The 26837-nt window shown below is 48.9% G+C and carries 23 protein-coding genes and 2 tRNA genes; 12 read left to right on the forward strand and 13 right to left on the reverse strand.

The features are described from left to right. Positions 1 to 47: 47 nt before the first annotated feature. Positions 48 to 1187: an amylo-alpha-1,6-glucosidase gene (locus tag GS601_RS03210; RefSeq protein ID WP_202924825.1), complete on the reverse strand. Its 1140-nt coding sequence runs from the start codon at positions 1185 to 1187 to the stop codon at positions 48 to 50. Positions 1188 to 1435: 248 nt separating this feature from the next. Between GS601_RS03210 and GS601_RS03215 the strand changes: the two genes are divergently transcribed. Beyond that, positions 1436 to 2035, forward strand: coding sequence for a peroxiredoxin (locus GS601_RS03215; RefSeq protein ID WP_162421831.1), 600 nt, complete (start codon positions 1436 to 1438; stop codon positions 2033 to 2035). 128 nt (positions 2036 to 2163) lie between these two features. Here GS601_RS03215 and GS601_RS03220 read toward each other — a convergent pair whose 3' ends face one another. The 10 genes from GS601_RS03220 to GS601_RS03265 form a co-directional block, all read right to left on the reverse strand. Next, positions 2164 to 3336 (reverse strand): trypsin-like peptidase domain-containing protein, encoded by a 1173-nt coding sequence (locus GS601_RS03220; RefSeq protein ID WP_162421832.1) that lies wholly within the window; start codon positions 3334 to 3336, stop codon positions 2164 to 2166. Positions 3337 to 3569: 233 nt separating this feature from the next. After that, positions 3570 to 3902 (reverse strand): DUF6355 family natural product biosynthesis protein, encoded by a 333-nt coding sequence (locus GS601_RS03225; protein WP_162421833.1) that lies wholly within the window; start codon positions 3900 to 3902, stop codon positions 3570 to 3572. 535 nt (positions 3903 to 4437) lie between these two features. Further along, positions 4438 to 4860, reverse strand: a complete 423-nt coding sequence (locus tag GS601_RS03230; protein WP_162421834.1) for a hypothetical protein — start codon at positions 4858 to 4860, stop codon at positions 4438 to 4440. A 409-nt stretch (positions 4861 to 5269) separates the two neighbouring features. Continuing rightward, a tRNA-Thr gene (locus GS601_RS03235) sits at positions 5270 to 5341 on the reverse strand. A gap of 62 nt (positions 5342 to 5403) precedes the next feature. Beyond that, a tRNA-Tyr gene (locus tag GS601_RS03240) sits at positions 5404 to 5485 on the reverse strand. Between the two features lie 68 nt (positions 5486 to 5553). After that, the gene (locus tag GS601_RS03245; protein WP_202924826.1) at positions 5554 to 7134 is read right to left on the reverse strand and encodes an NAD(P)H-hydrate dehydratase; all 1581 of its coding nucleotides are present in this window, start codon (positions 7132 to 7134) and stop codon (positions 5554 to 5556) included. A gap of 252 nt (positions 7135 to 7386) precedes the next feature. Further along, a complete protein-coding gene (locus GS601_RS03250; protein WP_162421835.1) occupies positions 7387 to 8871 on the reverse strand; it encodes a GTP-binding protein in 1485 nt (494 codons plus the stop codon). 137 nt (positions 8872 to 9008) lie between these two features. Continuing rightward, entirely contained in the window at positions 9009 to 9188 is a 180-nt protein-coding gene (gene rpsU, locus GS601_RS03255; RefSeq protein WP_162421836.1) for a 30S ribosomal protein S21, read from the reverse strand. Positions 9189 to 9631: 443 nt separating this feature from the next. Next, positions 9632 to 10885: a hypothetical protein gene (locus GS601_RS03260; protein WP_162421837.1), complete on the reverse strand. Its 1254-nt coding sequence runs from the start codon at positions 10883 to 10885 to the stop codon at positions 9632 to 9634. A gap of 728 nt (positions 10886 to 11613) precedes the next feature. Next, positions 11614 to 13890, reverse strand: coding sequence for a RelA/SpoT family protein (locus GS601_RS03265; protein WP_162421838.1), 2277 nt, complete (start codon positions 13888 to 13890; stop codon positions 11614 to 11616). Positions 13891 to 14460: 570 nt separating this feature from the next. Here GS601_RS03265 and patD point away from each other — a divergent pair. Beyond that, the gene (patD, locus tag GS601_RS03270) at positions 14461 to 14844 is read left to right on the forward strand and encodes a heterocyst frequency control protein PatD (RefSeq protein ID WP_238393023.1); all 384 of its coding nucleotides are present in this window, start codon (positions 14461 to 14463) and stop codon (positions 14842 to 14844) included. Between the two features lie 82 nt (positions 14845 to 14926). On the opposite strand, the gene GS601_RS03275 is transcribed toward patD, so the two are convergent. Beyond that, positions 14927 to 15094 carry a hypothetical protein gene (locus tag GS601_RS03275; protein ID WP_162421840.1) on the reverse strand — a complete coding sequence of 56 codons (168 nt, stop codon included), beginning with the start codon at positions 15092 to 15094 and terminating at the stop codon, positions 14927 to 14929. A gap of 117 nt (positions 15095 to 15211) precedes the next feature. Between GS601_RS03275 and GS601_RS03280 the strand changes: the two genes are divergently transcribed. The 7 genes from GS601_RS03280 to cobW all read left to right on the forward strand — a co-directional run bounded on the left by GS601_RS03280 (position 15212) and on the right by cobW (position 22275). Beyond that, entirely contained in the window at positions 15212 to 16855 is a 1644-nt protein-coding gene (locus tag GS601_RS03280) for a dipeptide ABC transporter ATP-binding protein (protein WP_162421841.1), read from the forward strand. Between the two features lie 240 nt (positions 16856 to 17095). Next, the gene (locus GS601_RS03285; RefSeq protein WP_162421842.1) at positions 17096 to 17782 is read left to right on the forward strand and encodes a glycoside hydrolase family 24 protein; all 687 of its coding nucleotides are present in this window, start codon (positions 17096 to 17098) and stop codon (positions 17780 to 17782) included. Positions 17783 to 17933: 151 nt separating this feature from the next. Then, positions 17934 to 18536 carry a Uma2 family endonuclease gene (locus GS601_RS03290; RefSeq protein ID WP_162421843.1) on the forward strand — a complete coding sequence of 201 codons (603 nt, stop codon included), beginning with the start codon at positions 17934 to 17936 and terminating at the stop codon, positions 18534 to 18536. A 171-nt stretch (positions 18537 to 18707) separates the two neighbouring features. Further along, on the forward strand, positions 18708 to 20018 hold the full coding sequence (locus GS601_RS03295) for a glutamate-5-semialdehyde dehydrogenase (protein ID WP_162421844.1): 1311 nt from the start codon (positions 18708 to 18710) through the stop codon (positions 20016 to 20018). A gap of 19 nt (positions 20019 to 20037) precedes the next feature. Then, the gene (locus GS601_RS03300) at positions 20038 to 20229 is read left to right on the forward strand and encodes a hypothetical protein (protein ID WP_162421845.1); all 192 of its coding nucleotides are present in this window, start codon (positions 20038 to 20040) and stop codon (positions 20227 to 20229) included. A 116-nt stretch (positions 20230 to 20345) separates the two neighbouring features. Continuing rightward, complete coding sequence (locus GS601_RS03305) at positions 20346 to 21062, forward strand: biliverdin-producing heme oxygenase (RefSeq protein WP_162421846.1); 717 nt, start codon at positions 20346 to 20348, stop codon at positions 21060 to 21062. A gap of 154 nt (positions 21063 to 21216) precedes the next feature. Further along, a complete protein-coding gene (gene cobW, locus GS601_RS03310) occupies positions 21217 to 22275 on the forward strand; it encodes a cobalamin biosynthesis protein CobW (RefSeq protein ID WP_162421847.1) in 1059 nt (352 codons plus the stop codon). 35 nt (positions 22276 to 22310) lie between these two features. On the opposite strand, the gene GS601_RS03315 is transcribed toward cobW, so the two are convergent. Further along, the gene (locus GS601_RS03315; RefSeq protein WP_238393024.1) at positions 22311 to 22586 is read right to left on the reverse strand and encodes a Mo-dependent nitrogenase C-terminal domain-containing protein; all 276 of its coding nucleotides are present in this window, start codon (positions 22584 to 22586) and stop codon (positions 22311 to 22313) included. Positions 22587 to 23319: 733 nt separating this feature from the next. Here GS601_RS03315 and GS601_RS03320 point away from each other — a divergent pair. From GS601_RS03320 to cobA, 3 genes are read left to right on the forward strand one after another with little or no spacing between them, the layout of a single operon-like run. Continuing rightward, positions 23320 to 24156, forward strand: a complete 837-nt coding sequence (locus GS601_RS03320; RefSeq protein ID WP_162421849.1) for a methyltransferase domain-containing protein — start codon at positions 23320 to 23322, stop codon at positions 24154 to 24156. Positions 24157 to 24216: 60 nt separating this feature from the next. Beyond that, positions 24217 to 25134: a homogentisate phytyltransferase gene (locus GS601_RS03325; protein ID WP_162421850.1), complete on the forward strand. Its 918-nt coding sequence runs from the start codon at positions 24217 to 24219 to the stop codon at positions 25132 to 25134. Positions 25135 to 25164: 30 nt separating this feature from the next. Further along, a complete protein-coding gene (gene cobA, locus GS601_RS03330; protein ID WP_162421851.1) occupies positions 25165 to 26787 on the forward strand; it encodes a uroporphyrinogen-III C-methyltransferase in 1623 nt (540 codons plus the stop codon). The last annotated feature ends 50 nt before the right edge of the window (positions 26788 to 26837 follow it).

Below are 26837 nucleotides of genomic sequence, written 5' to 3' on the forward strand. Positions count from 1 at the left end.
TGATGATTACAGAAATTCAAGCCCTACGCTGTTAAAGCAGGAGCCTGCTAGCCTACGATCGTAATTCCTTTGATACGTCCATCTGCTCTTAGTAGCTCTGCGATCGCGCCGCCCGTTGCTGTTGCCCCTCTGGGCGTATGGGGAGGCTCACCATCAAACGCTTCTGAAATGGTGTGAAGGCAGACCTTGTTCTCAACGTGAGTGGCTAAGGGTTGCAAATCAAAGCCCAACGGCAGATCAGAGCAGGAGCGATACCACGCCCGTAAAAAGGAATCTAACAGCCAACTCCAAACGGTGCCCTGATGGGCAGACTGAGGCATGCCATCGTAGTGACCAATGTAGGTTGGATGAGCGGGATCTAGCGATCGCAACCCATACGGGGTTAACAAGCGATCGCGGGCAATCTGCAAGACTCGGCGTGCTTGCTCTGGGGCAAAGGCACAGTGCTGTAGAGCCAGCGCCAATACTGCATTCGGGCGAATTGCCGGATCACAGCGGTCATCAGGTGAGATCGCATCAAATAAATAGGAAGCGTCTCCATTCCAAAATCGTTGAAGGGACTGCTTCACCTGCTCTGCTTGCTGACCATAGCGACGGGCTTGATTGCTCAGCACGCGAGGATCGGGCGCTTGCTGGCTCAGTCGTTCTGCCCACTCGCTCGCCCAACACAAGGAGGAATACCACAACGCATTCACTTCAATCGGTTTACCGCATCGCGGCGTCACCGGAGTGCCATCTACCGTCGCATCCATCCAGGTTAGTGCCATGGTGCGATCGCTCCAAGTCAGCAACCCATCAGAGGCATCTACGTGAATGCTATGGAGCGTTCCGGCAGTAAAGGCTTTATAAATCTGGTTGACCACCGCATACTGTTCCTGGAGAAAGCTCCAGTCTTGGCTGGCTTCAAGATACAGCCCCAGGGTTTCAATCCACCACAGTGATGTGTCGATGCTGTCGTACATCGGTTTGCCATCGTGCTCTGCAAACCCAGTGGGAATCAACCCCTGATAGCAGTAATCGCTTAACATCGTCAGAATGCGACGGGCAAGCGAAAACCGGTGAGGGGTAAGAGCAACGCTAGGCAGAGAAATTAGCGCATAGCGTCCGTTGGTTAAGCGCCATTCGCGAGGATCTGACAGCGAAGAATCTGACAGTGAAGAAAAAGGGGGATTAACTGAAGGGGACAAGGGTAGATGCTTCCGAAACCGTTCTATTATCAGCTATACCTTGTTTTTGCCACTGCGTCTCTATCCTCACGGTTTCTTCATTCCCAGGCTGCGTTTTCTCATGTCAAAATCGTTATGACTATGATATAGTTGTAACAGTTCGTTAACTACAGATCTGCGATAAACTTAGCGGCAGGTTTGGCTGCTGTGGTGCGATCGTACCTGTAGATCTACGTGACTAGATACACTGTTAAGGAGAACCTTTTCCCATGACCCAAGAAGGATGCTTGCGCGTCGGTCAGGCTGCCCCCGACTTTACTGCAACCGCCGTGGTTGACCAGGAATTTAAAACGATCAAGTTATCTGACTATCGCGGCAAGTACGTGGTTCTATTCTTCTATCCGTTGGATTTTACCTTCGTTTGCCCAACTGAAATCATCGCTTTTAGCGATCGCTACGATGAATTTAAGACCCTCAATACCGAAGTGTTGGGCGCTTCGATTGATAGCGAGTTCTCGCATCTTGCTTGGATTCAGAGCGATCGCACAACAGGCGGCGTAGGTGATCTCAACTATCCGCTTGTGTCTGATATCAAGAAAGAAATTAGCACCGCTTACAATGTGCTTGATCCGGATGCTGGAGTCGCATTACGGGGTTTGTTCATCATCGATAAAGATGGTGTCATTCAACATTCAACGATCAATAACCTTTCGTTTGGTCGGAGTGTCGATGAAACCCTTCGCACTCTGCAAGCGATTCAGCATGTTCAAACCCACCCTGACGAAGTGTGCCCCGCAGGATGGCAACCCGGTGAAAAGACGATGAACCCTGACCCGGTGAAGTCGAAAGAGTTCTTTGCCGCCGTTTAATGGCACGAGTTAACAAGGAGTGAAGGGAATGAAATTCCTCATCAGGGTCTAAGTTCCCTCCACGTCTACCTTTCATTTTTTATAGATTTTGAGTTCTCAGGCGCATTTCAGCCCTAGGAATTTGCTTTTTAAGGCTGAGTGGTGATTAAGGTAATTTGATCCATCGCAGCCCGATATCGATCTCGATTGGCGAATTGGGAATAAACTTTTGCTGCCTGTTTAAAGTCAGCGATCGCAGCTTTTTTATTGCCTTGCTGAGATTGAAGCCGACCTCGGCGGTAAAATGCATCTCCCAAGGTAATAGGGCTGCCCCATTTCTGATTAATTCTAATGGCTTCGCTGTAATCTTTGATTGCCTGTTGAGGTTGTTTCAGGTCTGATTCATAGAGTACAGCTTGGTTGAAATAAGCCATAGAACTGGGTCTAAGCTGAATGGAGCGGGTAAAGTCCTTTAGGGCACCTTGATGGTCTCGCAGAAAGCGTCTTGTGATTCCTCGGTTTGAGTACAATGTGGGATCGCTTGGATACTGTTGAATTCCTGCGCTAAATACCTGTAATGCTTTCTGAAAATTGTTTTGTCTAAATTGAAGCAGCCCTACTGTGATGTAGTGGTTAATTTGTTGGACTTGTACTCCGGCTGTGCTTCGCCGCCCAGGGAGAAGATTTACTGCGCCTACTGGAACTGCAAAATTGAAATTTGTTCCAGGAGCACCTGATCTCACAATACCGACAACATAGCCATCCTCATTGAGTAAGGGACCGCCAGAACTTCCAAAGGTAACCGATGCTGTAAATTGAATCAGACCACTTTCATCGATCCGGCTCACGATTCCATCACTAAGGCTTCTATCTAGCATTCCAGTTGCCTTAGAACTGGGATTTCCGATCGCATAAACTTTCTGCCCAATTTGAGGTGGCACAGCTTGAATTCTCAGGCTTGGAAGCGGTTTCTGAGGCTGGATCTGAATCATTGCTAAATCAACATTAGGATTGCGAGATACGACAGTGCCCTGATAAACTGAACCGTCTGCTAACTTAATCCGAACTTGTCGGTTATTTCCAACAATATGCTGATTGGTCAGAATAAAACCTTTGGAACTCAAAATGAACCCGCTTCCGCGATTGAATGACTTGCCGTTTGGTGCTTCTATCACAGCAACCGCAGGGCTAGACCGTTGATAGATTGTTACTGGATCAAGGGCAAAAGCACCATGGGTGGCACCTAGCGCGATTAGCGCTGCCAAGCTCCGAAGGATCGCAGCAGAATTCAAAACGGTAACAGTCTTTGCAAGAAGTTTCATGGCAGTTCACTTAGCGCAAGGCACAATTATTGAATTTCTCAAGTACTTTTGATTGTCTTCGGTTGGTGAAAAGCAAGTCAGGGAAACGATGTCCAGCGACCCCATGACCACGCTCAATGTTAGAAGCGCTCTTGAGCGAAAATCTACTTCGGCTTGGTAGCGATCGTAATTTGTAGGATGCACTGCCACTGGTTTCTAGGTGGGATGTCAGCAGAGCCTATCCGTGTATGAACCTAACGACGGCAGAGTCTACCAGTGTAGTACGCGTTCCTAATATGACTATATGGACCGAGTCCAATCGTGCCAGGTTTGACGCAGATGACCCGACCGCGCCCTCTCCAAGTGACAAGCTGAACCTCAACGATCGTATATACAGGACCAGTGCAGTGCCTATAGAACGACCAGCCTGACCAGACTCCTCGCCCAACATAAAACCCGCACGCTGACGCTTCGGACTTTGCAGTTGGAACAGTCACGAAGCCAAGTGCTAGTCCGACAGCGATCGTTGCACCAGCAAGCAGTTTTACAATCTTCTTCGACTTGTTCACCATTGTCGTAAACCCCATTTGATTGTTTTTCTAGTAAGCGAAAATGTAGCAATTGAAGCGGTTCAAACCGCAGGGCTAGACCGTTGATAGATTGTTACTGGATCAAGTGCAAAAGCGATATCAGTGACCCCTAGCGCGATTGGCACTGCCAAGCTCCGAAGGATCGCAACAGAATTCAAAACGGTAGCGGTCTTTGTCAAAAATTTCATGACACTTCACTAAACTTTTGTTTGTGTGTTTTTAACCTTTCGTTCCGGTTATTAAATGGGGGCAATGGTTGAAAGGTTGCGATCGCAGGTGATGAAGGACAACCTCTCTGGGCGATCGCGTCCACATGAGTAAGTTGATGCAAAGGTTTAAGCGATTTCTTGTGCCCTCAAATATCATCTAACGAATAGCAGGTTGCATCAGAGCCTAGCGACTCACCTTGACTGGCGTTCGAGGACTAGCTTTCGAGGGACAATCCTTTCTGATAGCACTGATCAATTAAAATATCAGAGCCAAATAGTAGGAAAACTAACCCTCGAAAGCAGTTCTTTCAGAAAGCTCACACTTAGTGAACATAGTGGCACTGTTTGGCAACCAGCACCCGCCACCTCTTAGCCCAAAGCTCGGCGCAAGCATCCCCTTTCGGAACGTTTGCATTAATTTTGTATTTCCATTGACCTACACGACTGCATCCCCGATGGATATTGCCATTGATACGACGCTTACCGTATCCATAGGTGAACCTCATCGACGAATCGCAGATATTCGCCGCAGATCCGAAATTTGCACCTTGCCAATTAATCCGGGTTCCTTTGCCGTTAATTGCATGATGAAGCTGACCCGCCGGTATTCCCACTGATTGTCCACCAATGTTAGCGGTGAAGCCTCCCCAATACTGGTAGCCGGATGCGGATGCTAGGCTCACCGTCGGCGCAGCAACAAGACTAGCAAGCGTTATCAGAGTCGCCGTAACCTTCTTGTTTGGCACAATGCTATCCTCCTTTAGTAAATCTTTGCTTGTATCTAAAACAGGTGTTGGTTCAGCAGTGAAGCATGAACTTTGAATACTCGAACTTTAAATCGCATTTCGCATTGAAACAAAGAGCAAACGGGAGCAGATAGGCGCAGTTAAACAGATTGGTGATGATGGCAAATCGACGGTTGAGCGGATGGCAACCCACGATCGCTTGATCTGATCAGCACGTGCGCCCAAGAACTTGCGAACAATCTTTTTTGCAGGCGTGTTTTAGTAAGCATGCATTCGCGATCGCAGCGACACGAGCAACGCTAACCCAGCTTAAACAGCAAGAACCTGGTTTGTAGCCACAAGTCAACCAACGCATGACTGAGGTTGCACAGAATCAACCAAAGCGTTGCTTTACAAGTACATCTAAAAAAGCCCGTGGCGAGGATCGAACTCGCGACCTCACCCTTACCAAGGGTGTGCTCTACCACTGAGCCACACGGGCGATAAAAGCTAAGGTAGGTAGAAGAAAAATGTGTGCTTTTACCTATCTTGATTTGTTGTGGATGGGCCGAGCTGGATTTGAACCAGCGTAGGCGTAGCCAGCGGATTTACAGTCCGCCCCCATTAACCACTCGGGCATCGACCCTTGCTCTCCACAGTTATTGATATTAGCACAACAAAGAAATGAAAGTAAAAGGCAAATTGTAAAACGTTTTATTCTGTGCCAATTTGGGTCTGCCGAGCCAGGGCAGGAATCAAGAAATTGGTTAGCGTATGGGCGTCAACTCCAAGCTCTGTGCGCTTTCGAGCGGCTAAGCATCCTGCCTGTGCGTGCCACCATGTCCCAGCTTGCACGACATCCAGCAGGGTTGTAGAACTGGGGGCAGCAAATTTTTGAGCCACCAAACCGCCTAGCAATCCGGTTAGGACATCGCCACTTCCACCCCGTGCTAGCGCTGGTGTACTGGTTGGGTTAACCCGGACGCTGCCGTGGGGATCAGAAATTACAACTCGCGCCCCTTTCAAAAGTACGATCGCAGTGCTGTGTTTTGCAGCCCTCTGAACAGCCGTGACTCGGCAATCCATTCCGTCCGCTATTTCTGGAAAGAGCCGCTTGAATTCGCCCAAATGAGGAGTCAAAACAGTTGGAGCCTGGCGCTTGTGCAGCGTAGGAATCGTGCCGTGATGCGCCACAATATTTAAGCCATCTGCATCTAACACAAGAGGGCACTCGCTGGTTAATACTTGCTCAACGACCGCCGTTGCATCAGTGGTAAGACCCGGACCGCACGCGATCGCATTAAACGACGACAGCGTTACCGAAGCAGGAAGCTCTGCGATCGCGCCGTCTTCGGTTTCGGGGCAGCCCACAATCAGTGCTTCTGGCAGTTGCACCGAAAGGGCAGACTTGAGCGATTGAGGAACCGCGATCGACAGCATTCCAACGCCACTGGCTCGCGCTCCTAACCCCGTTAATAGCGCCCCACCCGCATAGCGCCGAGACCCACAAATCAGCAACACATGACCCATTTTATATTTATGAGTGGAAGCGGGGCGAACCAGAGGCAGCGCTGCGATCGCGCATTGAGGTGTCACACGCTGTACAGAGGGCATCTCGCCTAGCACCGCAGCAATATCTGCAAGCGGGATATCAAAATCGATCAATTCTGCTTGTCCAACATAGTGTAGGGCGTCGTCTTGCAGCAACCCAAGTTTCCACAATCCTAAACATAGGGTATGCGTCGCGCAAATTGCCGTTCCCAACACTTGCCCCGTGTCAGTGTGCAAGCCAGAAGGAAGATCAATACTCAAGCGAGGAATATCCCACTCGTTTACCACATCGACGATCGTGGAAATGGGTTTAGTGAGCACCCGATCTAAGCCAAAGCCGAAAAGTCCATCCAGCAGCAGATCACACTCTGCCAAAGGGTCTACCGACTGATAGCAAGCAATGCCCAAATTTTCAAGGTAGTGTAAGTGGGTTGCCGTCAGGTCTTTGAGTCGCGAGACTGGGCAACAGAGCATAATTTCGTATCCCTGAAAATAGAGTTCGCGAGCTACGACTAGGGCATCTCCGCCGTTGTGCCCAGGTCCGACCAGCACCCCGATCCGGTGGGTTGAGGGTTGGGGATAGAGCGCCTGAATTCTTAGCGCAAGGCGTCCTGACACTTTCTCCATCACCGCCGCGATTGGCATTCCGGCATCAAAAATGCGCTGTTCGATCGATCGCATTTGTGCTGCCGTGACGATCATGCGTTGCAGGTATTCTAACCGATGTTGAGGAGACATTTTCATGGAGCCAGTCCACATTTACTGTTCAAATAGTGTTCAAACTAAAATATATTCTGGGTTCTGGCGTCTCTCTGGCAGAAGAAATGTGCGATCGCATTGAAACATCTATCTGAGTCAGGTTATCTGTGTAGGGTTGTTTGAATAAATAGCGCTAGCAGTTATTAAAAATGTTTGATGAAACGTTTTATTTTTCCGTTTTATTTTTCCTATGTCCGATGTTGATTTTATTTTGAAATTTCATTGCCACTATCACTATCATTCAGGTGCAGAATTTTTATGTATTGCTTGTCCTTTTCGATTGTGTAAATCTAATTTAGCCCGTAGCTCATCCTTAATTCGACTCAAGATCGATTCTTCATCTAAAGAAGCCAGAATAGCGGTCACAACGGCTTTTGGACCTTCAGGGCCCCAAGATGCACCATTGGCAAGGTACGCTTTAGTGACTTGCCCGATCCCGTAGGATGACACCCCTGCAACCCCGGCTTGTGTCAGCGCAACCGACACATAAGCACCGAGCGATAAACCCCCCGTAGCCGGAGCAGATAAACCAAGCAATCCTTTGAGAGAACTGAGTCCAAGATTGGCTAAAAGTTCGCTGGCGGTGATGCCTCCCATGGCGATCGCGATCCTTTGCAATAGTGCGATCGCGCCTTGTTGCGTCATCCCAATTCCGTATAACTTCGAGAGTGCCAAAATCATTGCCACATCGATCGCTGCACTGCTGAGAATATCTAACACGGTGATCGGATTGACCGCCGTTGCCACTGCTTTTGTGATCACGGCATTCCAAATCACCTGGTTAGCGTTTTGCTCGCGAATGGTCATCTTGCGGTGAACTACGCGATCGTTGATATTATCGGCATAGAGCATCGTGTTGAGCGCCACCAGCGATTTTCCTTCTCGATGCAACACCTCTAAAATTTTGAGTTTCAGTTCTCCGATCTGCGGTTCCCCTTGAGTCCGTTGCACGGTGGTGCGCCCATCGGCACGCTTGATGGCTCTCCCCACAATTGGAGAGGCTGCAACCATCACAATTTCATCAGGTGACAATAAATTTTTGACGCGCTCATCGCGAATTTTGTGATAAATACTCAAGCGGTCTGTGTCTGGATATTGATCAATTTTGTTAAATACTAAAATGATCGGCTTCCCCACATTTCGCAGGTCTGAAAGGGCTTGGTATTCTACTTTTGTCATATCGCCAGAAATCACAAACAGCAGCAAATCGGCTTGTTGAGCCACCTGCCTCGCTAGGGCTTCTCGTGCTTCTCCATCTACCTCATCAATGCCCGGAGTATCGATCAGTTCGATTTGCGATTGAGACATGCCGGGGAGTGTTACCCGTTCGATGGCGCGATCGCTATTGCCCACTGGCTCTCGCGAAATGCTCCAGTTTGCCGTTTGCCGAACTTGAGTAACTCCGTGAATCGGCCCGGTCTCAAAAATAGGTTGTCCCAGCAGCGCATTTAGCACCGACGATTTACCCCGCCCTACCATACCAAACGCGGCAATATGAACCACAAGCCGATCGAGCTTTCCCAGCATCGTCTCTAGCCCATGAATATCAGCGTCAAGCCCCGTGCGCTCTTGAGGGGTGAGATCAAGATTCTCAACCAAGGTGCGGAGCGTGGTTTGGGCTTGGCGATAGTTTAGCTCTGCCTGAATTTCGTCAAACCCAAGAATGGCGTCTTCAAGTTCTTGATCAAACGTTTTCGGGGAATCAGCAAGCGGATCAGACATGAGCGATGAGGAGAAACAGATTTACCCAAGATAGCTACTTCTTCTCAATCCTAACAATGCCAGTCTCAACCGTTGACCATGATTTTTCCTAAAAAAGAATCGATCCTTGCCTAAAGAATCGACTTCAACCCAACGTTTTAACGGTAGCGGCGATTGCGGCGAGCCAGTGTCTCTTTGCGCTTCCGTTTTTCGAGCGGCGTTTCAAAATGACGATGCGATCGCAAGTCTGCCAAAATGCCTGCCTTAGACACCTGACGCTTAAATCGACGCAATGCAGAATCAATTCCTTCGTTTTCGCCTAAAACCACTTGGGTCATCCTCAGAGTCTCCTGTGAAATACAAAAAGATAGGTGAGAAAATTAACGTATTCGACGCCTTGAACAGAGGTCTGTTAGGAGACTCAATCCAATTGCTGAACGTCAACGGCTCGTGGGTGCCTCCTAAAAATGTGCATAGATATCCCAGCATTTATAACCTACCTTTCGCAGATTAGCATAAAACACTGAAAGTGTTGTACCGAGAGTCATGCGTAATCCCAACTTGCTGAGTTAGGGTGGGGCAACTAGGCTAAACGAGCACCAAAAATAGAGCAAGACGCCCCCAAGTTTGCGCTTAAATTCATCCCCCATGGGCAGCCAAACCTTTTTGGCAAAATCATGCCTAACCAGAACGAAAATTCCTGCTGTTTGCTGATCATTTTTGGTTTCTGTTGGGTCTTATGTCGCGAATGAGCAAAGTGGCGGTACTCCGCTTAGCTGGGCTAGCGAACGAGTTGATTCACGAAACACAGGTTGACAGTGCTGAAATTTGTGCTGAGCGCCAGATGAAGATTTTCCATCGCCACGATCAGCCATTGAACTTGTTCGCGGCTATGGGATTCGTAATGATTGAATAAAATAGAAAATCGTTTTTCTAGATAGGGCTTGACCCGACTGCACAACAGCACAATCTTGAGTAAAAGTCGGGTTGTAGACGTTGCCCCTAAATTAGAGAGCAAATCGACAAAAACAAAATGTTGCGGACGTTTTGGGCTATCTACCACCAGAAAATTGAGGAGTTGACTACAGGTTCTCACGACCAGAAAATCGGTCAACGGTAGAGAATCAACATCGGACAGCGTGTGTTTTAGATATTGAGATAGCTGGCTGTTGAACTGGCGCTTTCCATACTCTGAATCGACCGATGCTGTAATGTATTGATACAGTTCGCTTTTAAATTCTCCATAGCAGCGAATCTGGTTGCTGTGGGAGATGAACCGTTGTGCAACATCTCGGCAGGTTGCAGATCCTTCGACATTGCCGACAAATTGTTGAAGCGCCAACCCCAAGTCGCGATCGCTAAGCAAGGTGGGATTTTGAATCAGTCCCGTTGGGGTGGGGTTCCGCCGCGCTTGGTGAGTGACATATTTTGACAGGTCAAGCTCAAACTGGCGCTGTACCTGAGTTTGTAGGTGGCGAATCGATGCCTGATGCGCGCTGGGCGTCCCTTCTGCAACCAGGCAATGTTCGTAGAGGTAAGGGTAGCGGCGAATCAGCGTGACGAGGGGCTGAGCCGGGCTATGATCGCACGATTGGCTCACCACTTGCCCTAGCCGCCGCAGCGTCAGGAATTGCTCGGTATAAACAAACTGTTTGACGAGTTCGCGCAAGCGTCGAATTGATCGCGATCGCGTGTAGTCTGTGATCGGGCGGGTGGGTGCTGAGGTCAGCGAGTCGATCAATGCTGCGATCGCGGGATACAACTGCGGGCGAGTTTGCCAACGGTTGATCAAAATGTGACAGCAGCGATTTAAGATAAACCGAAATTCTTGGTCAGCCGTGGTGGTGTTAACGATGTGGTCTAGCGATCGCGCGATCGCGCCATCCGGGTAACCGACGCCTTCGATGAAGAGCAGCCGAAAGCGCTCGACGAGTTGCCGAGGCGGTTCAGTTTGCACCACATTCAGCAGGTGCTCATACAGTCGCTGTTCTGCTTGCGTGATGTCCCCAGTGGGGTAGGGTGTCCAAGTACTCACCTAATTAGCACTCCTGATCGCTAAATACGGGCGCGATCGTATCGGTTGAAGATGGATGAAAGACCCATTTAATTGATGAATGTGATACATCCGACCCTTCCCAATCTCACTCTTGGTCAGGTGATGACATACTAAATGCAGGGTGGAGTTAACTGTGAAAATCGCCATTTAAATTGGTATAAGAAGTCTTTACACAGTCAGGCAATTAAGCCGTAACTCTACGGGGCAAGACATACCGGGGGACAGCAGCGCGGTTGGAGCTAATCCTAACGAAACTACTGAGGGTCTGAGTGTAATTCATGTCACTTCACATCGCTTAAACATATTTTGCGGAATCTACTTAATTAGAACTTTACAGACATTTTTCTGATTAGTGAAAATACAGAGCAAAGTTCTGACAGTCCTTGTTCTGACAGCCCTTAAACCAGAGCCGAAAGTGGTTTGCGAAGCAACTTCCCTTGCAGTGGTCGCCGCTTTGGTATAACCCTTAGTAAAATTTGATACAACAGTTGTCTTCTCTATTCCGCGATCGCACCCCAAATCAGGAGCGTTTAGAAAAACGTGCCTCGCTCCACTTATGGTCAAGGGAACTCGTGAATCAGCAACTTACAGTCCTTCTCCCTTGCTTAAGCCCCGCGCCTACCCATGCACCCATGCACCCATCTACCCACGACTGTGGCTTATTCACCGGTTTATTCACCTGAAAATCGCTGTAATAATGCAGTCCACTACCCTTTCTCAACCTGGCTGACGCGGCGCAGATTCAAAACATCAGTCATTTTCCTAATCTGGGCGAAGGTGCGCTCTAGCTGAGCGTGATCGCAAATATCAATACCCAATTCAATCATTGCCGTTTGGTCAGAGAAAGTCTTCACTTGGGCATTGCGGACGTTGATGTTGTTGTCGGTAAGGCGAGAGAGCAAATCTTTGAGAACGCCAACCCGATCGATGACCTCAATTTGAATTTCTACGGGATACACCTGCGGGCGTCCGGTGGGCGGCTCAGCCTGATTCCAACTCACCGGAACGAGGCGATTTCCGGGAATCGTGTCGAGATTGGGGCAGCCCTGACGGTGAATCGAAATGCCACGACTATTGCGAGTCACAACGCCGATAATTGGCTCACCAGGGACGGCAGTACAGCACCCTGCTATGTGATGCAGCAACCCTTCAACGCCCACGATGGGAGACTTTGTAGAAGGACTTGGAACAGCGCGAGGAGTAGTCGGCGCGAGGGGAAGAATGAGCGAGTCTGCCAAAACCCCGCCTTCGATCGGATTGAGCACTTCCTGCTGGTCTTTCACTGCATCACGAATTCGGTTGATGGCAAGATTGAGAGTAACTTCGCCGTAGCCTACCGCCGCCAAAAAATCTTCAACGCTGTGGTAGTTGCATCGCTCGGCGGCTGCCAGCATTGGATCAGACTTAAGCAAAGCCTCAAAGCCGCTCTTTCCAAGATTTTTCTCTAGCATCTCGCGACCACGGATAATATTTTCGTCTTGGTGCGATCGCTTATACCATTGGCGAATTCGATTTCGAGCACTGGGCGTCACCACAAAATTGAGCCAATCGAGACTCGGATGAGCATTCTTCTGCCGAATGATCTCAACAATGTCACCATTTCGTAGCTTTGTATCCAAGGTGACGATGCGCCCATTTACTTTCGCCCCTGCACAGTGATTGCCAACCTCGGTATGAATGCGATAGGCAAAATCAACGGTTGTAGAGTCTGGATTGAGAGCGACAACTTCACCCTTGGGCGTGAATACAAAAATATCACCATCAAACAAATTATCTTTGATGCTCTCTAGGTATTCCTGGGCATCTTTCATATCGTTTTGCCAGTCGATTAGCTGCCGCAACCAGGTAAACTTCTCGTCGGTTGTGGTTTGCTGCTCGGTGCTAGAACCGCCCGATTCTTTATACTTCCAGTGAGCCGCAATCCCATACTCGGCAACGTGATGCATCTCAAGGGTACGAATTTGAACTTCTAGGGGGCGTCCGGTGCTGCCAATGACAACCGTGTGAAGAGACTGATAGCGGTTGGGTTTGGGTAGCCCGATGTAGTCCTTAAAGCGTCCGGGGATCGGTCGGAACATATCATGCACGATCGCTAAGGCGCGATAACACTCGTCGTTACTTTCGACAATCATCCGGATAGCGGCTACGTCGTAAATTTGCTCATAGCCCTTCTGCTGACGCTGCATCTTTTCGTAGATGCCGTAGAGATGCTTGGGGCGACCGCTCACCTCAACCCACCGGATGCCCATCTGAGACAATCGCTGTTTAAATGTTTCGGTGACGTTGCTGAGTCGGGCTTCGCGATCGCCGCGTTTTTCAGCAACAAGCTGCTGAATTTCTCGATACGAATCATTCTCAAGATATTTGAAGGCGAGATCTTCTAATTCCCATTTGATGTTTCCGATGCCAAGACGATTGGCTAACGGCGCGAAGATTTCGCGGGTTTCCAACGCAATGCGGCAGCGTTTCTCATCGCACAAATGTTCGAGGGTTCGCATATTGTGCAATCGATCTGCCAGCTTGACGACGATTACCCGAATATCTTGTGCCATTGCCAAAAACATGCGACGAAAGTTTTCAGCTTGACGCTCGGTTTTGCTAGAAAAATTAAATTTTGAAAGCTTGGTAACCCCTTCGACCAAACATCGGACTTCGATGCCAAATTGGGCTTCGATCTCGTCAGGTGTGATGTCAGTGTCTTCTACAACGTCGTGCAGAAAGCCTGCGGCGATCATGGTGCTGCTGCCCCCCAAATCCCGCAAAATTCCGGCAACCGCGACAGGATGAGCAATATACGGTTCTCCAGAGGCGCGATATTGACCTTCGTGGAGTTGGTAGGCAAAGTTAAACGCTTTGCAAATTAGCTCGCCATCGCTAGCAGGCAAACTAGACGGATCAGGCGGCGATAAAGGCTTAACAAAGCATTCTCGTAACCAATCTGGGAGAACAAAATCCTGGGTGGAAATAGGTGCCGCTACGTTCATACTATTTAGACTTTAGAGGATTCGGAGGTTTGGGCAAGGATGAAGGGTTTAGAAATTAATGATGTAGTTCGATATACAAAATATGGATTAATAAAAAATGAGTCTAGCAGAGTAAAGCCTACGGCTACTAGACAGAGATAGAAATTTTCTGAGAGAAATGTGCAGTGATTGGGCAACCCTCGAAAACTGTAGCGATAAGCTATGCAATTTTGAAGGATCGCTCAAAACGGTTTTTATACTGTTGTAGAAAAGGTCTAAAACTTTGAACCTGGATCAACGATCTCAAGTTGGCTAAAACTTAAGCCCATCCTTATTTTATCAAGAGGAACACATTTCTTCATGTGCAATTTGGAAGGGGTTCAAAAGCCTCTGTACCGTCAGCAAAACTGCTAGTCAAGCGCATCGGCTAAAGCACCCTTGCTCCCCCAAATTACGTATTATGAGATGACCTTATATCAAAATCATACAAAGCGAAATTGCTCTATTGCCAAAGTTTTTTCTATAAGATTGCTTTAGCAGAATGATCCCGCACCATACCCTCTCGAAACCATGTCCAAGGAGATGATGCGAATGATACCTGAATTTCATCGATCGATCTATCAATCTTTTAAAGGTGATGTAGAGCAGTTTCAAACTAGGCTTTTGCAGGTTGAGTCTACTCCTGGCGAGGCTAGAGAAGACACGGCTTCTACAGATTTATCTGTGAGGCTGAGCGCCCTTCAAACCAAGTTTGAGATCGACATTTGCCCATTAGATCTTGACCAGATTTCTGATAGGGAGGCGCAGCAGATTCGATCGATTTGGGTAGAGATAGATAAGCAGTTGCGATTGCTACGAGTGGATATTGGTTATATAAAAACAGCAAAACAGCCCGAAACGATGCAGCGACGGTTAGAGCAGGTGAAAGGGCGACTTGAGCGGTTGATTGCTTACTCTGAGAGACTGCTGGACTAGAACCAAAATGTGTTGTGTGGGAGGCAAAGCCGGGTTCGGTTTCACGCTCAGCTTGTTTTGAACCCAGAAAAGTTGCTTTGAATCATGGAATATTAACGGCAATTTGGGGCAGGTGTTGCGATCGCACCAGGTTGTCCTGAATGTCAGGGAATCTGGATTTCTTCTTTGCGTAGAATACATAAAACGGGGCTTGAGGTGTGCGGAGGTGCGATCGCACAGATGAACGGCTCTCCGATGCATCGGGTTGCATGGGGTCAGGAACGCAACATGACAGTTGACCGTCTGGGCAAAGATTCAGATCAATCGTCCCCAAACCCCTTAAACTCTACTGATAAAGTAGCTGAACACGAGTCGATCGCTGCCAACTATGAATGAGCCTCTATTGAGTGTCGAGAATTTACGGGTCGCATACCGGAACGGACAGCCGCAAGTTGTGGAGGACGTATCCTTCTGGCTCAATCCTGGAGAGCGGTTGGGCTTAGTGGGTGAATCGGGGTGTGGTAAATCGACCCTAGGACGAGCAGTGATGCGGCTTTTGCCTGATGCTGCCCAGGTTGAGGGTCGCGTTAAGTTTCAAGGTCAATCGGTGTTTGATCTAGATGGGGCAAGCCTGAGGCGGTTTCGAGGTGAAGCGGTGGCAATCATCTTTCAAGATCCGATGACGCGCCTTGATCCCCTCATGACGATCGGAGATCACTGCATTGAGACTCTCAAAGCTCACGAACCCGGCTTATCGACTCGCTCGGCCAAAGAACGCGCGATCGCAACCCTAGAAGCGGTCAACATTCCCGAAAATCGCTGGTCGCAGTTTCCCCACGAGTTTAGCGGCGGCATGCGACAACGAGTTGCGATCGCCCTAGCTCTTCTCCTCAATCCCAAACTGATCGTGGCAGACGAACCCACCACAAGCTTGGATGTCACCGTTTCTGCCCAAATTTTGCAAGAACTGACGCGCCTATGCAGCGAACGAAACATGGCGCTGATTGTGATTTCCCACGATCTGGCGATGATTGGGCAATACTGCGATCGCATCGCCGTGATGTACAACGGCAAAATCGTAGAAACAGGCAATACGGCTTCGGTGTTTAGCACTCCGCAACACGGCTACACCCAGACACTCTTAAATTCAGCGTTGCTACTGCAAGCAGAACAAGACATCAGCATCGCAAAAACCAACCCGATTTTGAAATTACACGACCTTAAACAGCACTACACGATCGAGCGGAATTTCTTTTCGCAAATTTTTGACAAACGCGACTTCACCATCCGAGCGGTTGACGGCATTGATCTAGAGCTTTTCGCGGGGGAAACCTTGGGGTTGGTTGGGGAATCGGGGTGCGGCAAGAGTACCCTGTCTCGAACAATTCTTCAGCTACTCCGTCCCACAAGTGGCAGTGTCACCTTTCAAGGACAGGAATTAACAACCCTTGGGCGGCAGCAACTTCAGCAGCAACGGCGGCAGATTCAGATGATTTTTCAAGATCCGCACGCTTGCCTCAATCCCAGAATGACGATCGCGCAGATCGTTGCCGATCCGCTGTTGGTTCATGGTTTGGCAACTCCGGAAAAAGCCAAGCAAGACGTAGAATTTATCTTAGAGCGAGTAGGCTTAAACCCTGCCGAATTTGCTCAGCGCTATGCGGGCGAACTGTCGGGTGGGCAACAGCAGAGAGTTGCGATCGCGCGGGCACTGATTACTCGCCCAAAACTGGTGATTTGCGATGAGCCAGTGAGCATGCTCGATGCCACCGTGCGGACTCAGGTTTTAGACCTGATGCAAGCGTTAAAAGACGAATTTGAGTTGACCTATTTATTCATCACCCATGACCTGTGGGTTGCACGATATTTCTGCGATCGTATTGCTGTCATGAACGGCGGAAAAATTCTTGAACTTGGTATGGCAAAAGAGGTGTTCAGTCATCCTCAGCATCCTTATACCCAGACCCTTTTAGGCGCTGCACCTTTGTTAGCCCAGATGAGTGTTAAGCCAAATGATCCGTTGATAGGATAGGTTCTCTTTGATGGGGTTAGACCTCAGATATTGCTGAAATTGGGGATAGAGCGAGACACGTTCATCCCTAATTTTCTATTGTCAATGTAAATGCTAAAAGGCATGCTCCTCACAGTTCTGTCAATTGAAGCTAAAATGCAAAACAGTGCGCTGATCTTTAGAATTATCTAACCACGAATTGTTTAACCACGAATTGTCTAACCACGAATTGTTTAACCAAGAATTGTCTAACCATAGCCAATGGCAAAAACAGAGTCAAAGCCTGATTCGCCCACAAAGTTTGCTGAGAATTTACTCGTTCGGGGTCTTATCGTTCTAGGCGTCTTGTTTCTAGTCACCCAGTTTCAAGGCAAACGTTCTTCCTCACCCTTGCTCAACAGTTCGGCACGCGGGGCAGATGCGCCCCTGGTTATGCAGGGCGGCGATCCTTACATCCGCGCCTTGATGCGAACCATCTCTGCTAGTGAATCTAACGTGAGCAATCCCTATTCGGTGGTGTATGGCGGCGAGCGAATCAGTGATTTGAGGCAGCATCCCGATCGCTGTATTACGATTGTTGCCGGTCCTAACATCGGAGATTGCACAACAGCCGCAGGGCGCTATCAGTTTATTACAACGACGTGGCTTTCAAAAGCCAGACGATATCATCCATCACCCTATGGTTTTATGGTCTGGTCAGGCTATAGTTTTGAGCCAGAATATCAAGATGAAGTTGTCTATCGTTGGTTGAACGATCGGGTCGCCTGGGGAGATGATGTGCGTCAGCTATTGAAAGACGGAAAGATCCATACGGTGCTTGAAATGCTGTCAGGCACATGGACAAGTTTGGGCTACGGCATCGAAGACAATTCGATGAGTTCTGAGTTGCCTCGTGTGTATCAGCGTGTTTTGCGAGAAGAATTGAAGCAAACGGCAAGTCGTTCATAGTAGATCATGTTGGAGGTGACGTAACACCATAGACGCCCTGATGGACAGGGGAATGCTGTAGATGTTTTTCGCTGCTATGATCTGCATGTCTACTTGCTTTGACATCTTTCTTTGACCTACGCTGATGTACAAGAATTAAGGAGCGATCGCAATGAACCTCCAAACCCGCCGCTATACGCCAGAAGAGTATCTAGAGCAGGAAGAAACTGCCGACTATAAAAGCGAATATCGCGACGGGGAAATCATTCCGATGACTGGCGGCACAACGAACCATAATGAAATTGCGCTAAATTTGGCATCCTACTTAAAACTGCATCTCAGAAGGCAAAACTATAAGGTTTACATTGGCGACGTGCGGTTATGGATTCCCAGGTATCACCTGTACACCTATCCAGACGTGATGCTAATTCAGGGCAGACCGATGTATATGGGCGCTAACACAACAACCGTCACCAATCCGCTGCTCATTGCCGAAGTATTGTCAAAATCCACTCAAAATTATGACCAAGGCGATAAGTTTGCTGCTTACCGCTCCATTCCTGAACTGCAAGAATATATTTTGATCGATCAGGCGCAGTTTTGGGTAATGCAGCACACCAAGACTGAGGAAGGAAACTGGCTGCTGAGCGAATGCAAAGGCGAACAATCTCGATTGCGATTGAGCAGCGTTGAGTTTGAAATTGATTTCCGCGATATATATGAGGGAGTCGATTTTGAGGAACCAGGACATCACGACCCAGATAAAGAGGGGTAGGGGTTTTCAACAATCTTGCCCCATTCATGGTGTAGTGAGCCATGAGGTATGGCAACAAATCAAAGCTGACTGGTCTATCGCAACCATGAGCCGCGATCGCAGATCTTCCACGTCCGATCGCTGTTTTCTGAATGTACTAATCTGGTAGTTATCCCGTACTCCGTTTTGCCCATGACTGCTTCACAGGTTCATACCGAAGACCTTCCTCTGGTTGCTTTGGCGCAACAGACCCGCAATGCTGCCCCTCATCTAGCAGTTCAGCCTGCTGAGGTAAGAAATCGTGCTTTAGTTGCGATCGCAGAGTCTCTCACTGCCAATGCCCCTGAAATTTTAGCGGCGAACGCTGCCGACTGTGCCACCGCCGAGGCTGAGGGAACGTCGTCTGCATTATATGCTCGATTGAAGCTAGATGAAGCAAAACTGGAGGGCGCGATCGCGGGGGTGCGCGATGTTGCCAACCTGGCTGATCCGGTTGGTGCAGTTCAGATCCATCGCGAATTAGATACGGGACTGGTGATGAAGCGAATCACCTGTCCGTTGGGTGTGTTGGGTGTCATTTTCGAGGCGCGCCCTGATGCGGTGATGCAGATTTCAAGCTTAGCGATTAAGTCTGGAAATGGTGTGATTCTCAAGGGCGGAAAAGAAGCCGTTCGATCGTGTGCAGCGTTGGTTAAAGCAATTCATCAAGGATTATCAGAAACAGAAATTGATCCGTCAGTAGTGCAGCTTTTGACAACACGAGAGGAAACACTAGCGTTATTAAAACTCGATCAGTATGTAGATTTAATTATTCCTAGAGGATCGAATTCGTTTGTCCGGTTTGTGCAAGACAATACTCGCATTCCGGTGTTGGGTCATGCAGATGGCATTTGTCATTTGTATGTTGATCGCGCGGCTGATATTGCCAAAGCAGTCAAGGTTGCTATCGATTCTAAAACTCAATATCCGGCGGCTTGCAATGCGATCGAAACGCTGTTGGTACACCGAGCGATCGCATCAGAATTTTTGCTAGAAGCTGCCCCTGCCTTGCAAGCTAAGAACGTCGAACTACGAGGCGACAATGGCACAAGAGATATTCTTAACATTGCTCCTGCTACGGAAATAGATTGGTCAACGGAATACAGTGACCTCATATTAGCGATCAAGATTGTTGATAGCTTAGAAGATGCGATCGCACATATTAATATTTACGGATCGAGACACACTGAAGCGATCATGACAGAAGACTCAACATCAGCGCAGATATTCTTGGCTCAAGTCGATGCCGCAGGCGTTTATCACAACTGTTCGACTCGCTTTGCCGACGGCTTCCGCTATGGTTTTGGTGCAGAAGTTGGAATCAGCACACAAAAAATGCCGCCTCGCGGACCTGTCGGGTTAGAAGGACTCGTGACCTATAAGTACACGATCGTGGGAGATGGTCACATTGCCGTGACCTATACTGGCACAACCGCAAAACCGTTTACTCACCGGAATTTGTAAATCATGTTTCATTTTGTTCGTGCCTAACAACAAAATAGACACGACCCATCTCATCACGTTCGAGTCTCATCAGATTGGGCAACAGACCGAAACCAAAACGCTACGACACACTCCCGGAAATGCGGTGGCAGAATGCATCGAGACATCGATCTATCGCTTGCCAGAAGCATCCTCCAATCCGCTTGAAGCTGTTAGTTGTAAGAATTTGTAATAAAAAGGCGGATCAAATCGGATTAACGTAACGAATAGTGCAGTTTTTCGCTGCGCCTCTCAGGTCAAACCGATCGATACGCCAGCAGACCACTATTTAGTGTTGGGAAGTTTAGAATGAGCAATAATTTAGCAACAAAACTTCGTGAAGGAACCAAGAAATCTCACTCAATGGCTGAGAATACTGGGTTTATCGCGTGTTTTTTGAAAGGCACAGTAGAGAAAAACTCTTACCGCAAGCTAGTTTCAAACCTCTATTTCGTGTACTCCGCGATGGAAGAGGAAATGCAAAAGCATCGGAATCATCCTGTGTTGTCCAAGATGTACTTCCCTGAGCTAGAGCGCAAAGAGAGCCTAGAGCAAGATTTGGCATATTATTTTGGGGCAAACTGGCGAGATCAGGTCGCTCCTTCTGCGGCAACCCAAGCCTATGTCGATCGCATTCATGAGGTTGCCAAAACCGATCCTGAATTGATGATTGCACACCTCTACACTCGGTATTTGGGCGATCTCTCTGGTGGTCAGATTCTCAAGAAAATTGCCCAAAACGGCATGAACTTGTCGGATGGAGAAGGCACAAGCTTCTACGAGTTCAGCCAAATTCCAGATGAGCGGGAGTTCAAAAAGCACTATCGCGCTACTTTAGATGAGTTGCCGATCGATGATGCCAAGGGCGATCGCATTGTGGACGAAGCCAATGATGCGTTTGGCTCAAACATGAAGATGTTCCAAGAACTTGAAGGTAACTTGATCAAGGCGATCGGGGTGGCATTGTTCAATGTTCTAACTCGCAAAAACAAGCGCGGCAGCACCGAACTCGCAACGGCTGACTAGATCCAATTTCATATTTCCGTCTGAATCCTGAGGGCTTGGTGACAACATCACGTCCCCAGGATTCGCAGTTACACGGCTTAACTAGGCATAATTAACCCGAAGATCCTCATCCCCTGATCGAAATTGAAATTGTTTCTTCAGTTCAAAAAATAGTATGGCTGCAAAGATTCCGGTTACGGTAATTACAGGTTTTCTTGGAAGCGGAAAAACAACGCTCATTCGTCACTTGTTGCAAAACAATGGCGGCAGACGCATCGCTGTTTTGGTGAATGAATTTGGCGAACTGGGCATTGATGGAGAGTTGCTAAGATCTTGTGAAATTTGTCCAGAAGATGCGCCCCAATCTAACATCGTTGAACTGACAAACGGGTGTCTCTGCTGCACGGTTCAAGAAGAGTTTCTGCCAACGATGCTAGAGTTGCTGAAGCGGCGCGATCGCTTGGACTGCATTCTGGTTGAAACCTCTGGTTTAGCTTTGCCAAAACCTCTGATTAAGGCATTCCGCTGGCACGAGATCCGCAATGCGGCAACCGTAGATGGTGTGATTACGGTTGTAGATTGTGAAGCGGTGTTGTCGGGGAGGTTGGCAACCGATTTGGACGCGATCGCGGCTCAGCGCCAAGCCGATCCCAACCTCGACCACGAGACCCCTCTCTCTGAACTGTTTGAAGACCAGCTTGCCTGCGCCGATCTTGTGATTCTCAACAAAACAGATTTGGTTGATCCCCAGGCTCAAGCCAAGGTGAGAAATCGGGTCGAACAGGAGCTTTCTAGAGCCGTCAAAATCGTAACTAATGGACGCCAAGGTGACACCATTCAGTTTGATCCCAATTTGCTTTTGGGCTTTAATGCGGCAGTAGAAGACGCTTTAGAGAGCCGTCCGAGCCATCACGATACGGAGGAAGAACATGATCACGATGACACAATTGAATCGACGCATATCGTGGTTGATCGGGCTTTTAATCCGGAAGCGTTGAGAGCGCAACTCGAAAAATTGGTTGAAGAGCAAGAAATTTATCGAGTCAAAGGTTTTGTGTCTGTTCCTAACAAATCGATGCGGCTGGTGGTGCAGGGCGTTGGCGCTCGATTTGAACAATTCTACGATCGTCCTTGGCAAGCAGACGAACTTCGGCAAACTCGGCTGGTTTTTATTGGGCGGGATCTCAACACAACGGAATTAGCATCTCGTCTAACTCAACTTGCTGAGTCCTAAGGTAATCAGACTGGGATTTAATCAGACTAATTAGACTAAATTGCCTCGCCGCATTCATCGACCAGATAGCAAAGAGAGCGGAAACGCAGCCCTACAAACTGGTCGTAGAGAGGGTTGAGCTTGCACATGGGAGGAATGTGCGCGATCGCATGTCCAAATAAACTAATGTCACGTTCAAACGGGCATTGAGCGGGGATCAGCTTGCAGAGCGTGCGGGCAACCTTGCGATCGCGAATTTCGATCGAGTCTAACCAAGAGCGGACTGGTTTTAGGGGATCAAAACCAGGTTTTTGTAGAGAATAAGAATGCATAGCAGTAGCTCCAAAAATCAATTCAGATTCAGCCAGATGGCTTTCCTTTGTGTGTAGTGAAGATGGCATTGTTTGGATAGTTCCAATTCGCGTTTACTTGTGATTAGTTGCGATCTGTAGAGTGGTTTTCTCACTACAAGATACCCATTAAAAGCCGCGATTCCGTAAAGTTCGGAAGGAAAATTAGCGGGTCTTGTTTAAGTTCTAATAAAGTCGGAAGGGGCGATTGGGACAGTTTGTGAGTTGTCCTAACCCGAGTCAGGAACTTTGTTGCCGATCTCTACTAGATCTATATGTACAGAAGTTTTGGCTTATGCAAATTTCAGAGGTGACCTTGAGGGAAAAAATAAGAGAATAGTGCAAATCCCATGAAGAAGATTTAGAGAATTGCGGCTTTATCTTAGCCCTAGTTTCATTAAAAAGATCCCCAGTGAAACTACACAGTATCCGAGGGGGTGATATTTCTTCACAATTGAGTTATCTCTCTTTCTTCGGATATTAACCATCAGATAGAGAAAGAAGATTTGCCAACAAATGTAGGGCTTTTTGTAGCTAAAACTACAATATTTTTTGATCTAAAGTTCAAGACTTTCTGCTAATAATTTGGGCTTTGATTCGCCAACACAGCCAACTTGACAAGAAGTTTCTACCTGTAGAAAATCAGCAGTAGGACTGAGACTGCTGCGATCGCAAGTGCGGTAGAGTCTCAAGGGTTTGTTTTTCGGGAATCGCCATGACCTCAACGCTCTCTCAGCAAATTCAGGAGTTCTATGATGCATCGTCTGGTCTGTGGGAGCAGATCTGGGGTGAACACATGCACCACGGTTACTACGGCGCGGATGGACAACAAAAGAAAGACCGACGGCAAGCCCAGATCGACCTGATTGAAGAGCTTTTGACATGGGCAACCCTATCTCACGCCTCAGATATTCTAGATGTGGGGTGCGGCATCGGTGGAAGCTCGCTGTATTTAGCCCATAAATTTAGCGCAACGGCAACGGGGATCACCCTTAGCCCGGTGCAGGCAAATCGGGCGATCGAGCGGGCAAAGGCAGCGGGGATCGCGGCTCACTTTCAGGTGGCTGATGCCTTGAACATGCCGTTTGCCGATCACTCGTTTGATCTAGTCTGGTCGCTAGAGAGCGGAGAACACATGCCCGGCAAGGCAAAGTTTTTACAAGAGTGCTACCGGGTTTTAAAGCCCGGTGGGACGTTCATCATGGCAACTTGGTGTCATCGGGCAACCTCTCAAACGCCCCTCACATCAGACGAGAAGACCCATTTAGAGGATATTTACCGCGTCTACTGCTTGCCTTACGTGATTTCGTTGCCAGAGTATGAGCAGATTGCCCAGAACGCTGGCTTCCAGAAATTACGGACAGCCGACTGGTCAACGGCAGTGGCTCCCTTTTGGGATAAAGTGATCGACTCGGCGTTTAGTTGGGATGCGATCGTAGGTTTGCTCGGCTCTGGTTGGACAACGATTCAAGCCGCCTTGTCCCTAGGACTGATGCAGCGCGGCTATCAGCGTGGGCTGGTTAAGTTTGGCTTACTCGTGGGTCATAAATAACGCGCGCACCCAAGTAATGCGATCCTAAGTAGGGTTACGGTATTTAAGAGCAGTATATCAATGAGCCGAATTTCTTCATCGTCCGCCAATCCGCTCCAGAAATATGCACCTTGGCTCTATGCCTTATGGAAGTTCTCCCGCCCCCACACGATTATTGGAACGTCGCTGAGTGTGGTGGGCATGTATTTGATCGCCGTGAGCGGAGGTCAGGTGTTACCGTTAGGTGTCGTGCTGCTGCCGTTGCTGGCTTGTCTGTGTGGCAACGTCTATATTGTGGGGCTAAATCAGCTTGAAGACATCGGCATCGATCGCATCAATAAACCGCACCTGCCGCTTGCGTCTGGAGAATTTTCAATCGGGCAAGGTCGGGCGATCGTGGCAACGACTGGCATCTTTGCGATCGCTCTTGCCGCGTTCCAAAGTTCCTATCTCTTTGCCATGGTTGCGGCGAGTCTGGCGATCGGCACAGCCTATTCCTTGCCTCCAATTCGGTTAAAGCGATTTCCGTTCTGGGCATCGCTGTGTATTTTTAGCGTGCGAGGCGCGATCGTTAATTTAGGCTTGTTTTTACACTTCAATACTGGCTTGCCGATCCCCGTGAAGGTTTGGGCGCTGACCGCGTTTGTGTTGGTCTTTACCTTTGCGATCGCCATTCTCAAAGATATTCCTGATGCCGATGGCGACAGGCAATATCACATCAGCACCTTTACCCTCAGGCTCGGACAGCGCCCCGTATTCAATCTGGCGCGCCAAGTGATTAGCGTATGCTATGTGGGGGTGATCGCAGTCTCGCCCTTTTTATCTGGCGTTAATCTGCCGTTCTTGGTTCTAACTCATGGGCTAGGCTTGGGCTTGCTGTGGTGGCGCAGCCGCATCGACCTCCAAGATAAGCGAGAAGTCACCCAGTTTTACCAATTTGTGTGGAAATTGTTCTTCTTGGAATACCTAATTTTTCCAGCCGCGTGTTTATTGCGATAGGCTGGAATCCGTAGTCTGTCGGACGGCAGCATGACTTCAACCGGCAAAGTATATTTGGTGGGTTCTGGACCAGGAGACGTGGGAAACCTTACCGTGCGAGCATACCGCCTTCTCCAACAGGCAGAAGTGCTAGTGTATGATGCGCTGGTCGATGCTGAGTTTCTTGACCTTGTGCCAGAATACTGTCTCAAGTTGGATGTGGGCAAACGCGGCGGGCAGCCCAGCATGAAGCAAGCTGAAATCGATCGGCTGCTGGTGAAACATTGCCAGCAACATCAGCAAGTGGTGCGCTTGAAAAGTGGCGACCCGTTTATTTTCGGGCGGACGACCTCGGAGATTGAGGCACTCAAAGCTGCCGCCTGTGAGTACGAGGTGATCCCTGGTCTTTCTTCAGCCTTGGCAGCCCCGTTGCTGGCTGGCATTCCCCTGACCGATCCGGTACTGAGCCGGGGCTTTGCGGTGATTACCGCCCACGAGCCAGAGCGGTTAAACTGGCAGGCATTAGCTCAACTCGATACTCTGGTTGTGCTAATGGGTGGAAAACATTTGCCGCTGATCGTAGAGCAACTGCAACGGCAGGGAAAATCGCCAGACACCGCGATCGCGATTATTCGCTGGGCTGCCCACCCCAATCAAGAAATTTGGATCAGTAATTTAACGGAAATTCTGTCACACGTCACCCCCCAACGGCTCTCGCCTTGTGTGATCGTGATCGGTGAAGTGGTTGGGTTACGCCCCTTTTTGACCCCAAACCATAAAATCGAGAATTCAGACCCGAAGCAAGACGTTTCTGTTGCCTCGGAGCCTGCATTCGTCATCCCACCCCAACCTCAAACAAATCCTGAACTATCTGTGTCTACCCCGTTCTCTGGTAAAACGATTCTTGTGACTCGTGCCGCAGGTCAATCTGGGCACTTTAGCCGTTTGCTCGAACAGCAGGGCGCGACGGTGATCGAAATGCCGACGCTGGAGATTGTCCCCCCCTCTAGTTGGGAAGAGCTAGACGACGCCATCTCCCAACTGAGCGAGTTCGACTGGCTGATTCTCACGTCTACCAACGCTGTCGAATATTTCTTTGATCGCTTAGGTTCCCAGCTTCAAGATGTGGCAGCCCTGACGAATATTAAGATTGCCGTGGTGGGTGAGAAAACTGCCCTCAAGCTCAAGCAGCGTGGGATGCAGCCTGACTTTGTCCCGCCCGATTTTGTTGCCGAGGCGATGATTGTGAATTTTCCAGAGTCGGTTGAGGGCAAGAAACTGCTGTTCCCCAGAGTTGAAACGGGCGGACGGGAGACGCTAGTTAACGAATTTAAAGCGCAGGGTGCCAACATTACGGAGGTGGCGGCTTATCAGTCTGCCTGCCCACAGGAGGCGGCTCCTCATGCGATCGCGGCGCTCAAAAATCGGACGGTCGATGTCATCACCTTCGCCAGTTCCAAAACCGTCAAACATTTTTGCGAGTTGCTTGATCAGGCGATGGGAGAAGGGTGGCGGGATTATTTAGAAACCCCTGGCATAGCTTCGATCGGTCCGCAAACCTCGAAAACCTCTAAAGCGCTGCTCGGTCGCATCGATATTGAAGCTGAGGAGTATACGCTAGAAGGGCTAATTAGCGCGATCGCACTGTGGATCGACAGAAACCCTAAAATTTAGTACTCATGTACTAAAACTGTGGTATCCTCTAAGTCACCGAACATAGAGGA

The organism is Myxacorys almedinensis A (assembly GCF_010091945.1).
GTDB lineage: Bacteria > Cyanobacteriota > Cyanobacteriia > Leptolyngbyales > Leptolyngbyaceae > Myxacorys > Myxacorys almedinensis.